Annotated in this window: 12 protein-coding genes; 1 reads left to right on the top strand and 11 read right to left on the bottom strand. The window is 67.5% G+C overall.

Annotated features, from left to right (window positions below; translation table 11 throughout):
• Positions 1–19: 19 nt before the first annotated feature.
• Together OG716_RS08585 and OG716_RS08580 are read right to left on the bottom strand one after the other, a co-directional pair.
• A complete protein-coding gene (locus tag OG716_RS08585; RefSeq protein WP_405137124.1) occupies positions 20–1,147 on the bottom strand; it encodes a M24 family metallopeptidase in 1,128 nt (375 codons plus the stop codon).
• Positions 1,148–1,267: 120 nt separating this feature from the next.
• Complete coding sequence (locus OG716_RS08580) at positions 1,268–1,459, bottom strand: hypothetical protein (RefSeq protein ID WP_405137123.1); 192 nt, start codon at positions 1,457–1,459, stop codon at positions 1,268–1,270.
• A gap of 176 nt (positions 1,460–1,635) precedes the next feature.
• On the opposite strand from OG716_RS08580, the gene OG716_RS08575 reads away from it, so the two are divergent.
• Positions 1,636–2,604 (top strand): 5'-3' exonuclease H3TH domain-containing protein, encoded by a 969-nt coding sequence (locus tag OG716_RS08575; RefSeq protein WP_405137122.1) that lies wholly within the window; start codon positions 1,636–1,638, stop codon positions 2,602–2,604.
• A 17-nt stretch (positions 2,605–2,621) separates the two neighbouring features.
• On the opposite strand, the gene OG716_RS08570 is transcribed toward OG716_RS08575, so the two are convergent.
• From OG716_RS08570 to pafA, 9 genes are all read right to left on the bottom strand, one after another.
• On the bottom strand, positions 2,622–3,017 hold the full coding sequence (locus OG716_RS08570) for a hypothetical protein (protein WP_405137121.1): 396 nt from the start codon (positions 3,015–3,017) through the stop codon (positions 2,622–2,624).
• Positions 3,018–3,153: 136 nt separating this feature from the next.
• Positions 3,154–3,948, bottom strand: a complete 795-nt coding sequence (locus tag OG716_RS08565; RefSeq protein WP_405137120.1) for a DUF4333 domain-containing protein — start codon at positions 3,946–3,948, stop codon at positions 3,154–3,156.
• A 114-nt stretch (positions 3,949–4,062) separates the two neighbouring features.
• A complete protein-coding gene (locus OG716_RS08560; protein WP_327139826.1) occupies positions 4,063–6,756 on the bottom strand; it encodes an RNA helicase in 2,694 nt (897 codons plus the stop codon).
• A gap of 2 nt (positions 6,757–6,758) precedes the next feature.
• Positions 6,759–7,733 carry a twin-arginine translocase subunit TatC gene (tatC, locus tag OG716_RS08555; RefSeq protein WP_405137119.1) on the bottom strand — a complete coding sequence of 325 codons (975 nt, stop codon included), beginning with the start codon at positions 7,731–7,733 and terminating at the stop codon, positions 6,759–6,761.
• Between the two features lie 93 nt (positions 7,734–7,826).
• Positions 7,827–8,105 (bottom strand): Sec-independent protein translocase subunit TatA, encoded by a 279-nt coding sequence (gene tatA / locus OG716_RS08550; protein WP_327139828.1) that lies wholly within the window; start codon positions 8,103–8,105, stop codon positions 7,827–7,829.
• A 64-nt stretch (positions 8,106–8,169) separates the two neighbouring features.
• A complete protein-coding gene (locus tag OG716_RS08545; protein ID WP_405139591.1) occupies positions 8,170–9,180 on the bottom strand; it encodes a 2-dehydropantoate 2-reductase in 1,011 nt (336 codons plus the stop codon).
• A gap of 17 nt (positions 9,181–9,197) precedes the next feature.
• A complete protein-coding gene (locus OG716_RS08540) occupies positions 9,198–10,160 on the bottom strand; it encodes a helix-turn-helix transcriptional regulator (protein WP_405139589.1) in 963 nt (320 codons plus the stop codon).
• Positions 10,161–10,366: 206 nt separating this feature from the next.
• On the bottom strand, positions 10,367–11,359 hold the full coding sequence (locus OG716_RS08535; RefSeq protein WP_405137118.1) for a helix-turn-helix transcriptional regulator: 993 nt from the start codon (positions 11,357–11,359) through the stop codon (positions 10,367–10,369).
• 258 nt (positions 11,360–11,617) lie between these two features.
• The gene (gene pafA / locus OG716_RS08530; protein ID WP_297615502.1) at positions 11,618–12,976 is read right to left on the bottom strand and encodes a Pup--protein ligase; all 1,359 of its coding nucleotides are present in this window, start codon (positions 12,974–12,976) and stop codon (positions 11,618–11,620) included.
• Positions 12,977–13,186 lie beyond the last annotated feature (210 nt).

The following is a 13,186-nucleotide window of genomic DNA, read 5'->3' as shown; positions in this document are numbered from 1 at the left end:
GGCGTTCGACACTGCTGTTCTACAGCCGCGTGAGTCCGTGCGGTCGCTTGTTCATCGACTCGCACCCGTCCGCGGTCACCACCACGATGTCCTCGATGCGCGCGCCCCACTGGCCGGAGAAGTAGATGCCCGGCTCGATGCTGAAGGCCATGCCCGCCTCCAGGACCAGATCATTGCCCGCGACGATGTAGGGCTCCTCGTGCACCGACAGGCCGATGCCGTGGCCGGTGCGGTGCACGAAGTACTCGCCCACCTCGGCGGCGGTGAGCACATCGCGTGCGGCGGCGTCGATGGATTGCGCGGTCACCCCGGGACGCACGGCGGCGACGGCGGCGGCCTGTGCGCGCTCGAGCTCCGCGCACTGTGCCGCCACTTCCTCGGAGGGCTCACCGAGCACATAGGTACGAGTGGAGTCGGAGAAATAGCCGGGCTGTACGGGTCCGCCGATATCGATGACCACCACATCCCCGTCCTCGATGATCCGATCGGAGACCTCGTGGTGCGGATCCGCGCCGTGCGGGCCACTGCCGACGATCACGAAGGCGGCGTGGGTGTGGCCCTCCTCGATGATGGCGGCGGCGATATCGGCGGCCACCTCGGCCTCGGTGCGGCCGGCGCGCAGGAATTCACCCATGCGGGCGTGCACCCGGTCGATGGCCGCGCCCGCACGCCGTAGCGCGTCGATTTCGCTGGGGTCCTTGAGCATTCGCAGTTCGCGCAGTACCGGGGTGGCCGAGACCGGCAGCTGGCCCAGCCGGTCGGCGATCGGCAGTAGATGCAGGGCGGGCATGGCATCGTCGACCGCGGTGCGCGCACCGGCATTGAGCACCGACTTCACCAGCGCGTACGGATCAACGCCGTCGACCCAGTCGATGACCTGCAAACCCAGTTCGCCGGCCGCGGAACCGGCCAGTGCCGCCAACTCCATCTTCGGAATCACCACCGACGGCGGCTCCCCTGACGCCGGGACCACCAGGCAGGTCAGCCGCTCGAACGACTGCGCCCGGGACCCGATCAGATACTGCAGATCCGGACCGGGGGTGATGAGCAGCGCGTCGAGGTGGGCGGCCCGGATCAACTCGGCCGCCCGCTCCAGTCGCACCCCGTAGACGTCCGCTGTGAACCGTGACTCGTCATGAGAGCTCATGCCCCCGACGTTACCCGGCGCATCCACGCCATTCGATTCGGTCACCCTGCCGTGTCAGCGCATCTGTGGCGACCCTCCCCGATTGCGCTGGGGCGACGAAACTTCCGTCGCCCCGCAGCCTCACAACACGCGGAATCGGACCGGCCACGCCGGACTGCGACCTGCGTCATCGAGGTGATGCAGCAGGTAGTTTCCGGCAGCACGGGCAGCGACGGCTCCGGCGGCGAACTGGATTCCCGCGGCGTGCACCAGCCCGCCCAGTCGCCGGTGCTGCCGGAGGGCAGGTCCAGGGTGTACAGCGGCGGCGATCACGCACCACCGCCTGACCGTTCCGCAGAAAACTACGCCGATCCATAACTCTCCATCCGGCTTCTCCCTGACGAACCACCGCGACCCGAGACGCGACCCCAGCGGCTGCACGGCGTAGCCGCATCGAGCTCGGCACGGCACCCGCCCCCGTGTCGGGGCTGCGCGGTACCGTCTGGCGTATGAGCGCCCCCGCCACCGGTCCCCTGCTGCTGCTCGACGGTGCCAGCCTCTGGTTCCGCGCCTTCTACGCGATTCCGGAGAAGATCACCGCAGCCGACGGGCAACCGGTGAATGCCGTGCGCGGCTTCACCGATATGGTCGCGGCGCTCGTCAAACAGCACTCCCCCAGCCGCCTCGTGGTCTGCCTGGACCTGGATTGGCGGCCGACGTTCCGCGTCGATCTGATCCCGTCCTACAAGGCGCAGCGGGTCGCCGACACCGAGCCCGCGGGGGCGATCGGCCCTGTGGCCGAAGAGGTTCCGGACACGCTGACCCCACAGGTGGACATGATCATGGAGGTGCTCGCGGCCGCCGGCATCGCCACCGCGGGTGCGGCGGGCCTCGAGGCCGACGACGTGATCGGCACCCTCGCCACGGTGGAACGCGAGACCGACGTGATCGTCGTCAGCGGTGATCGCGATCTGCTGCAGCTGGTGCGTGATACCCCCGCCCCGCGGGTGCAGGTCTTCTACGTCGGCCGCGGCCTGGCCAAGGCCGAGCTGTGGGGCCCGGCCGAGGTCTCCGCGAAATACGGTGTGCCGGAGGCGAACGCGGGCATCGCCTATGCCGATATGGCCACCCTGCGCGGCGATGCGTCCGACGGTCTGCCCGGTGTCGCGGGCATCGGCGATAAATCCGCCGCCCAGCTGATCACCAAATTCGGTTCGATCGAGGCCCTGCGCGCGGCCGCCGCCGATCCCGATTCCGACCTCGCCAAGGGGGTGCGCGCGAAACTCGTTGCGGCGGAAGATTATCTGAAGGCCGCCACCACGGTCGTGCGGGTGGTGCGCGATGCCACGGTGGAATTCTCACGCGGTGACGAGCTGGCGCGGGAGCCCGCCGATCCGGAGGCCCTGCTGGCACTGGGCGTCGCCTACAACGCCGAGAGCCCGGTCAAGCGGCTGATCGCCGCCCTGGCCAAGCGCTGATCAGAGCCGAGCGCTGATCACAGCGGCCAGGTCTCCGGCTTACCGTTCAGATCGGAGATCAGGGCCTGCTTGAAGCGGCCGCCGTCCAGGTTCCGCAGCGTGATGTGGGTTGGGCCGGTCGAGACGCCGCCGGTGGCGCAATCGGGAACGCAGACTCGCCGGTACTCGGTGCCGTCGCCCTCGGCGGTATCGGGGCCCCAGGAACTCCAGGTGATGTTCTTGACCCAGAGTCCGCCATCGCCGCAGGCCAGCAGCAGATTCGCCGGGCGGGTCACGGACTGGACCGGGTAGGTCGCACAGTCGTTGACCACGGGATCGGGCCCCGCGGCATGCACCACCGCGGGAGCGAGGGCCGCGGCCACCGCCGCGATCACGGTCACGCTCCAAGACGCCTTACGCACAGCAGTTTTCATCACGCCCCCACTCCTATCCACTTTCAAGATCACTGGCCACTCTACTCCGGCAACCAACCAGCATTTCCCCCGGAAAAACCGCAGGCCCGTGGTGATCGTGAGATCACCACGGGCCCAGCGATTGTCGTGCTATCGGTCAGCTCGGGCGGCCGACCTCATAGGTGCCATCGGACTTGGTGACCTTGATGGTGACCTTCTTGGCTTCGCCGCCGACCTTGAGCGAGCAGTCGAAGGTCTTGTCGACCTCGACCTTCTGGCCGGACGGGCAGCTCACATCCTGGACATCATCGATGCCGTAGGAATCCTTGAGCACCTTCTGGACACCGGTCGCCACGGCCGAATTGTCCAGCTGATCCTTGGCGGTCAGCACCAGCACACCGCCGATGACGGCGCCGAGCACCACCACCACGGCGACCACGATGCCGATGATCAGGCCGGTCTTCTTCTTTTTGGGCGGCTGCGGCTGCGGCCACTGCTGGCCCGGCTGCTGCTGATCCCAGCCCGGCTGACCGGGCTGACCCGGCTGGCCCTGCTGCGGCCACTGCGGCTGACTGCCCGCCCACGGCTGCTGACCGGTCTGCGGCGGCTGCTGCCCCCACTCCTGGCCGGTCACCGGCGGCTGACCCGGCTGCCCGGGCTGCGCCCACTGCGGCTGGCTCTGTCCCCACTGCTGACCGGGTTGCGGCTGCTGCGGCTGACCCTGTGCCCACGGCTCCTGCCCGGGCTGCGGCTGCTGCGGCTGGCTCTGCGCCCACGGCTGCTGCGGTTGCTGCTGGTCTCCCCAATTCGTGGTCGGCTGCGCGGGCTGCTGACCACCCCAGTTCGGTCCGGCGCCACCGGGCGCGGGCTGGCCGCCGCCCCAGTGCTGCGTCGGATCGTTGCGTCCCTCCCCAGTGCCTGGGGCGTCGTTCGGTCCGTACGGGCCGCTCATTTGCTTGCCTCCACTCGCAATCCGATGTACACACGCTAGCCCCCCGAGCAGGAACACGCTCGTGAGCCCACCGCGGTCGGTACGTCTTACAGAATCAAAGCACAGACCGATTGGCTACGCCGCGTCCACCGCGACGACACCCCGCCGAATTGCCTTGACCGCCTTGGACGCGGTGGCCGCGACCTCCACGTCATCAGCGGTGTTGTGGATCTGATCCAGCATGTCGATGATCTGCCGGCACCAGCGCACGAAATCGCCCGCGGAGAGCGGGTTTCCGCGATCCCCACTGGTGAGCAGGGCGTCGGCGAGGTCGTCACCGCGCGCCCAGGAATGGATGCCGTTGACAAAACCGAGGTCCGGCTCCCGGGTCGGGGGCAGCCGATGCCGGGATTCGTCGGACCGCAATTGCGTCCACACCCCGATCGTCGCGTCGACCGCCCGGCGAATGGGCGCGGTCGGGCCCGAGGCGCCGAGATATCCACCCTCCTGGCGCGATTCGAACACCAGGATCGACACCACCGACGCCAATTCGGCCGGACCCAGACCACGCCACAGACCTTCGCGCAGGCATTCGGCCACCACCAGATCAGCTTCCGCGTAGATGCGCGCCAGCCGCCGCCCGTCGGCGGTCACCTCACCGTCCTCGACATAGCCGCGTTCCCCCAGCAGCCCGAGAATGCGATCGAAGGTGCGGGCCAGCGAATTCGTTGTCGAGGCCACTTCCTTGCGCATGGACTCGGTCTCGCGTTCGGTGCGGTTGTAGCGTTCGCCCAGGCGCGCCAGCTGCTCCCGATCCGGGCGCTCGTGTGCCGGATGGTTGCGCAGGGCGCGCCGAAGTGCCTGCAGCTCATGGTCGTCGGCGGCCTTGGACTTCTTGCCGCCGCGCTTGCCCCCGGGCACCACGATGCCGGTGCTGCGCAGCGCCGAGGCCAGATCCCGGCGGACCCGGGAGGTCCGGTGATCGACGTGCCGCGGCAGGCGCAGATGCCCCAGCGATTGCGCGGGAGTCGGGAAATCGGCGGCCGAGACCCGGCCCGCCCACTTGTCCTCGGTGAGCACCAGCGGGCGCGGATCCCCCGGCGTCTGATCCGGTTCCAGCACCACGGCAAGTCCCTGGCGACGTCCCGCCGGAATCGCCACCACATCACCGCGCCGCAGCCCGGCCAGTGCGGAGACGGCGGCGGAGCGGCGGTCGGTGCGGCCCTGGTTCTCGATGGCGCGTTCCCGGCCCCGAATGCGTTCGCGCAGTTGGAAGTACTCCAGGAAATCGTCGTCGCCCAGCTGTGAGCGCAGCTTGCTCAGCTGTGCCTCATTGCGTTCGATGCCGCGCACCAGGCCCACGACCGACCGGTCGGCCTGGAACTGTGCGAAGGACCGCTCCAGCAGTCGCCGTGCGTCCTCGGCGCCCATCCGGTCGACCAGATTGATCGACATGTTGTACCCGGGCCGGAACGAACTCTTGAGCGGATAGGTTCGCGTGGAAGCCAATCCGGCCACCGCACTGGTGTCGAGTTCGGGATTCCACATGACCACCGCGTGGCCCTCGACATCGATGCCACGCCGCCCCGCACGACCGGTGAGCTGCGTGTACTCCCCCGGTGTCAGTTCCGCATGGGTCTCGCCGTTGAACTTCACCAGCCGTTCCAGCACCACCGTGCGAGCGGGCATATTGATGCCCAGAGCCAGTGTCTCCGTGGCGAATACGGCGCGCACGAGGCCGCGCACGAACAGCTCCTCGACCGTATGCCGGAAGGCCGGCAGCATGCCCGCGTGATGCGCCGCGAACCCGCGGTGCAGCCCCTCGCGCCACTCCCAGTAGCCCAGCACCTCGAGATCACCGCGCGGCAGCTCACCGGTGTGCTTCTCGATGATCGCGTCGACCTCCGCGCGATCATCGTCCCGGGTGAGATCCAGCCGCGAGCGCACGCACTGCTGCAGCGCACCGTCGCAGCCCGCACGGCTGAAGATGAAGGTAATGGCCGGCAGCAGCCGCTCCTCGTCGAGGCGGGCGATCACCTCCGGCCGCGGCACCGGGCGGAAGAACCGCCGCGGCCCGCCGCGACCGCGCCCGGGCACCCCGAAGTGCTCCTGACGGTCGGCGGCCTCGCGCTGCTTGATGAAGCGCACCAGATCCTCGTCGACCAGCACCTTCTTATCGCTGGACTTCGCATCGAACAGATCGAACATGCGCCGCCCGACCAGTACGTGCTGCGAGAGCGGCACCGGCCGGGTCTCGTCCACGATGACCGCGGTATCGCCGCGCACCGTCTCCATCCACGCACCGAATTCCTCGGCATTGCTGACCGTCGCCGACAGGCAGGCCAGCCGCACCTCGGGCGGCAGGTGCAGGATGACCTCCTCCCACACCGCACCGCGGAACCGGTCCGCCAGGTAGTGCACCTCGTCCATCACCACATACGAGAGTCCCTGTAGCGCATCGGAACTGGCGTAGATCATATTCCGCAGCACCTCGGTGGTCATGACCACGACGGAGGCGTGCGGATTGATGGACTGGTCACCGGTGAGCAAGCCCACCGTCTCGCGCCCGTAGCGGGCCGTCAGATCGGCGAACTTCTGGTTCGACAGCGCCTTGATGGGCGTCGTATAGAAGCATTTGCCGCCCGAGGCCAGCGCCAGGTGGACGGCGAATTCCCCCACCACGGTCTTGCCGGCGCCGGTGGGCGCGCAGACGAGCACACTGTGCCCGCCCGCGAGCGCCTCACACGAGGTCAGCTGGAACGGATCCAGCTCGAATTTCAGCTCGGCGGCGAATGCCGCCAGTTCGCCAGTAAGCGACCTTGATGTCACCGTCAGAGGGTATCGGAGTAATCCGACAGGCTGCCCGTTGTTTTCTCCGGCGCGGCCGTGGGAACCGGCTGCGGGGTCTCGACGGGTGTCACGCCGTGGTCGAAGTTGTCCTTGTCATCGAGCGGCGAGGCCTCGTCGTCGGCGAGATTGCTCCAGTTCTCGGCATTGCGCGCCTTGCGCCTGTCATTGATGCGGGCGATCTGCACGGCCATCTCGAACAGCACGGTCAGCGCCAGCGCCAGCGCCAGCATGGAGAACGGGTCCTGCGGGGTGACGATCGCGGCGAAGACGAACAGGCCGAAGATCAGCCCGCGCCGCCACTTGGTCAGCCGCTCGTAGGTGAGCACACCGAGGAAGTTCAGCCCCACGATGAGCAGCGGCGTCTCGAAACTCACGCCGAACACCACGAGCAATTTGATGATGAAACCGAAGTACAGCGAACCGCTCAGCGCGGTGATCTGAGTGCCGTCACCGATGGTCAGCAGGAAGCTCAGGGCATGGGCGACAACGATATACGCGAGCACCGCACCGGTGACGAACAGCGCCGCTCCGGCGGTGACGAAGGTGATCGCATACCTGCGCTCCTTCGAGTACAGGCCGGGCGTGACAAAGGCCCACAGCTGGTACAGCCACACCGGGCAGGCCAGCACGACACCGGCGGTCGCACCGACCTTGAGGCGCAGCATGAACTGCTCGAAGGGTGCGGTCGCCAGCAATCGGCACGCCCCGTCGGGGCTGAGATTGGCTCGGCGGTCCGCCGGAAGGGCACAGTACGGCCCGGTCAGCACATGCCCGAGACTCTCGATCCCGAAGATGGTGTGCGAATACCAGTAGAAACCGAACAGCGTGGTGACCGAGATGGCGGCCAGTGCGATGAGCAACCGATACCGGAGCTCCGCCAGATGATCCACGAGCGACATGGTGCCGTCGGGATTGGTGCGGCGGCGGCTACGCCTGGGGTCGAACGGAATACGCATGTGTGTGTGACTGCCTCGCTGCGAGTGAACGCCCCGGACCCGGACAACGCTTGACCCGGGATGAGCATGAACTCACCCCGGCATCGAATGGTGTCAGACCTGCGGCTTCTCGACGTTCACGGGCTGCGGTGCGACAACCGGCTGCGCCTGTACGGGTGCAGCCGCGGGAAGCTGCTGCTGCGGGGCGGCGGGCGCCTCGGGAGCGGCCTCGCCCGTCTTGGCCTCGTTCTGCATCTGGCTGACTTCGCTCTTGAAGATCCGCATCGACCGGCCGAGGCTACGAGCCGCGTCGGGCATGCGCTTCGAGCCGAAGAACAGCAAGAAAATCAGCGCGACGATCACCAAGTGCCACGGGCTGATGGCGCCTGTCATTTCCTACCTCCAAAGACTGTGGTGTTTCAGATGCTACCGGACATGCATATGCCCGGCGGCGGCGTCAAGACCCGGAGCGGTTCACGGCACTCAGCTGTGCCAGCAACTCCGGCCCCGACCAGGTGCGACGGTCACCGTTCTCCGCAGCTGTCACGAGTTCGATCAGGCGCTGGTTCACCGGGGTGGGCAAACCCACCATGGCTCCCAGGCTCACGATTTCACCACAGAGCCAAGGGATCTCGGTCTTGCGACCCGCCGCCAGGTCGTCGGCCATGGAGGAGCGGGCCACCGGGTCGATGGCCAGCACCCGACCGGCAACCCGGCGGAACAGGCCGTCGGGAACGGTCAGCAACCGCACCATGACCTCGGGCGGCAGCGCGGTGAGCCGGGCGGGTGTGATGCGCGCGGCCGTCATGACCGTCAGCGCCTCGTGCTGGGCCAGCGCCAGACAGCGGCGGTAGTCACGGGTGCCCAGCTCCTCGCGCAGCGGACGGCCGGACAGGGCATTGATGGGATTGTTCAAATTCAGCAGCAGCTTCGCCCACTGCACGGGCAGCAGGTCCGGATGCCGCTTCCAGCCGAGGCCGGATTTGTGCAGGGTGGCCGCGAACCGGTTCAGCACCGCGTCATCGGCGACGGCGATACCGCCCGTGGTGCCGCGATGGAATCGGCCGTTCTCGTGATGCACGACATTGAACATCACCATTCCGGCCAGCACCACGCAGGCGGGCAGGATCTCCCGAATGACGGTGTCGTTGCCGATGCCGTTCTGCAGGCTGATCACGACGGTGCCCGGCTTGACCAGTCCGGCCAGTTCCTGCGCGGCCGCGGCGGTACCGGCAGATTTCACGGTGATCAGGATCAGATCGGCGTCGGCTGCCCCGGACGGGTCGGTCGCCGTCCGGAACGCCGCGGGCTCGACCCGGTCGTCGTTGCCGTCGAGATCGGTGAGCCGCAGACCCGAGGTCTCGAGCTCATCGAGCATGCGCGGCCGGCCCACGAACGTGACATCCGCGCCCGCCGCAGCGAGTTTTCCGCCGACGTAGACGCCGATACTGCCCGCGCCGAGCACCATCACACGCTGTGCTGCACTCAAGCGGGACCGACCTCCTCGAGACCGGTCAGTTGAAACGCCGCCGGATCGTCCTGGGCCAGCGCCGAATACGCGGCCAGCGCGGTACCCGAACGCTCCCGCACCGCGGTCACCAGTTCGGGTGGGCCGAGTACGGTGACCCCGCCGCCGAAGCCGAGCAGCAGGCGCGCCATCCAGTCCAGGGTGGCGAAGCGCATGGTGGCCTCGATGCTGCCGTCGGGATGCAGTGCGACACGGTGCATCTGGTACTGATCCAGCACCCAGCCGTAGTCGGCGCCGATCAGCAGGCGCGCCAGCGGGACCGCCGCATCGCCGACAAAAAGGTCCAGGGCGGCGGTCTCGTCGAGCGCCGCCTCGGCGGGCGGGCGGGCCGGTTCGTCGAGTTCGGCGGCCTCCTCGATGCGGTCGAGGCGGAACAGGCGCACCCCCTCGGCCTGCCGGCACCAGGCCTGCAGATAACTGTTGTTGTCCACCAGGACAATACGAATCGGGTCCACCACTCGTTCGGAGACGACGTCCCGGCTGGCGGAGTAGTAGACCAGGCGCAGCGCGCGATTCTTGGCCAGCGCGGTGCGCACGGTCGCCACGGACGGCGCCTCGGCCGGAACCGGGGCCGCCTCGAATTCCGTTCCGGAGATGGCGGATTCGATTTTGGCGGTGGCCGAATGCGCGGCACTCGGATCGACCATGCCGGGCAGGTCCGCGATGGAGCGCAGCGCCACCAGCAGCGCCGTGGCCTCCAGCGAGGTCAGGCGCAGCGGCCGGTCGATACCGGCGGAGAAGGTGACCTCGATGCTCTCCTCGGAGAAGGACAGATCGATCAGATCACCGGGGCCGTAGCCCGGAAGACCGCACATCCACAGCTGATTCAGGTCGCTCATCAGCTGTTTGGTGGTCACGCCCAGTTCCGCGGCCGCCTCGGCGGCGCCGATCCCGGGGTGCGCCTGGAAGTACGGGACCATATTCAGCAGGCGCGACAACCGCACCGACAGCCGGGTGCTGGCGGCCGCCGCGGCCCGGCGTTCCCGCGAACCGTTCGATACACGTCCCCCGTCCGCGGCACTCTGTGCATCTTTGCGTGCACCGCCGGCGACATCTTTGCGTGCACCGCCGGCGACATCTTTGCGTGCACCGCCCGCGGCATCCTTGCGTGCACCGCCCCCGTCGCTCACGCCGACACCTCGTTCCGTTCCAGCACCGACTCGAGCCTCGCAATCACGTTCTCGCGCAGATCTTCCGGTGCGAGCACCAGGGCGTCCGCGCCCAATCCGGTAATGAGCCGGGCCAGCCAGTCGCGCGAGCGGATGGGCACCTCGACAATGGCGCCGGGGCGGCCGCCGAGCGCCCGCTCCTCCAGGATCGCGCCGAGCCGGCGGATCTCCTGACCGCGGCCGTCTGCCACCCACACGGTCGCCGAACCCGCGATCGGCGCCTGGCTGGTGACCTCGGCGACCACCGCGCGCAGATCGACGCCCTCGGGCTTGTGCACGGCATTGGCCGGACCGTATTCGGTGACCGCCTCGCCGATCCGGGAGACCCGGAAGGTGCGCTGGGCATTGCGCGCATTGTCGTAGCCGACGAGATACCAGCGGCCGCGATGGGTGACCACACCCCACGGCTGCACATCGCGCTCGATCGGGTCACCGTGCGACTGCCGGTGCAGGAAGCGCACCGACCGGCCCGCATCGACCGCGGCGAGCAGCTTGCTCAGCACCGGTTCCGAACCGCGGGTGCGCGCGGGAACCGCGGGCACCGAGGCGAAACCCGCATCGGGTTCCACGTGGATGCCGGCGGCGCGCAGCTTGAGCAGTCCGCCCTCGGCCGCCGCGGCCAGTTCCGGGGATTCCCACAGCTGCACGGCCACCGCGACGGCAGCCGACTCCGCGCTGGTCAGATCGATATCGGGTAGCTCGTAGGCATCGCGATTGATGCGATAGCCCTCCGCACCCGAATACCGGCTGATCGGGCCGATTTCCAGGGGTATGCCCAGATCGCGCAGCTCGTTCTTGTCGCGCTCGAACATGCGGCTGAACGCCTCATCGCTCGCGGACTCCTCGTACCCGGCCACACTGTCCCGAATCCGCTCGGCGGTCAGGAATTGGCGGGTGGACAGCAGCGCGATAACCAGATTCATCAACCGCTCGACCTTGGATATCGCCACCCGTTAGAGAGTAGTGTGTGCCACCCTCGCGCGCGTAGGGCGGCTCTGTGTCTTTTGCCTCCGCTTCGCTCCGGCGAGTTCTCGGCCCTGGATGTCTCGTTCTTCCCTCCCTCCGCTCCTCCGCTTCGCTCCCCCGCTCCACTCGGTCCAGAACGAGACGGGCCGCGAACCTGGAGTCTTCGGTTCGCGGCCCCGGGCTCACAACGAGACGGGCCGCGAACCTCGAGTGCGGTTCACGGCCCGTCTTCGGGGGAAATGTCACATCGAGGCGATCAGGCGATCGACTCGTTCGTCGACCGAGCGGAACGGGTCCTTGCAGAGCACGGTGCGCTGCGCCTGGTCATTGAGCTTGAGGTGCACCCAGTCGACCGTGAAATCGCGGCCGGCTTCCTGTGCGGCGGTGATGAAATCGCCGCGCAGTTTGGCGCGGGTGGTCTGCGGCGGGGTGTTGACCGCGGCGTCGACCGCCTCGTCCTCGGTGATGCGCTTGGCCAGACCCTTGCGCTGCAGCAGGTCGAAGACGCCGCGGCCACGCTTGATGTCGTGGTAGGCCAGATCCAATTGCGCGATCTTGGGATCGGACAGCTCCATGCTGTAGCGATCCTGATAGCGCTGGAACAGCTTGCGCTTGATGACCCAGTCGATCTCGGTGTCCACCTTGGCGAAATCCTGCGCCTCGACGGCATCGAGGGTGCGGCCCCACAGGTCCACCACCGCGTCGACCTGCGGATCGCGGTCGCGATTACGCAGGTGCTCGACTGCGCGGGCGTAGTACTCGCGCTGGATTTCCAGAGCGCTGGCCTGTCGCCCGCCCGCGAGCCGCACCGGACGTTTGCCGGTGAGATCGTGCGAGACCTCGCGAATGGCACGAATCGGGTTGTCCAGAGCGAAGTCCCGGAACGCGACCCCCGCCTCGATCATCTCCAGGACGAGCGATGCGGTGCCGACCTTGAGCATGGTGCTCGGCTCGGCCATATTCGAGTCGCCGACGATCACATGCAGGCGGCGGTACTTCTCGGCATCGGCATGCGGCTCATCACGAGTGTTGATGATGGGCCGCGACCGCGTGGTCGCCGAGGAGACGCCCTCCCAGATGTGCTCCGCGCGCTGCGAGAGGCAGAACGTGGCGGCCTTCGGCGTCTGCAGAATCTTGCCGGCGCCGCAGATGAGCTGACGTGTCACCAGGAAGGGCAGCAGCACATCCGATATCCGGGAGAACTCGCCCGCACGCACCACGAGGAAGTTCTCGTGACAGCCGTAGGAGTTGCCCGCGGAGTCGGTGTTGTTCTTGAAGAGATAGATATCACCGCCTATGCCCTCTTCGGCAAGACGCTGTTCGGCGTCGATGAGCAGATCCTCCAGGACCCGTTCACCGGCGCGGTCATGAGTGACCAGCTGCACCAAGCTGTCGCACTCGGCCGTTGCGTACTCCGGATGTGAACCGACATCAAGGTAGAGCCGGGCACCGTTGCGGAGGAACACGTTCGAACTACGGCCCCAGGAAACTACCCGGCGGAAAAGGTACCGGGCCACCTCGTCAGGACTCAACCGACGGTGACCGTGGAAGGTGCACGTCACCCCGAATTCGGTTTCGATCCCCATGATTCGTCGCTGCACCCTATCGACATTACAGCGATGTAGTGCCCGATAAGGGTGGTGTCGGACATGCGATGCAAACGTATTCACAACGATTTAGCACTGAGTGCAACGTCGCACCGGCCGTAGGCAGCGAAAAAGCAAGGCCCCTTTGCACTCTGCTGTACAGAGTGCAAACACTCGGAGGGTCCGAGTGCAACGTGGCAGCGGGCGCTGGATACTGCCGGAAAA

This window comes from Nocardia sp. NBC_01388, from assembly GCF_045040085.1.
Lineage (GTDB): Bacteria > Actinomycetota > Actinomycetes > Mycobacteriales > Mycobacteriaceae > Nocardia.
Note: the sequence above shows the minus strand (reverse complement) of the source record. Positions and strands in the feature narration are given on the sequence as shown.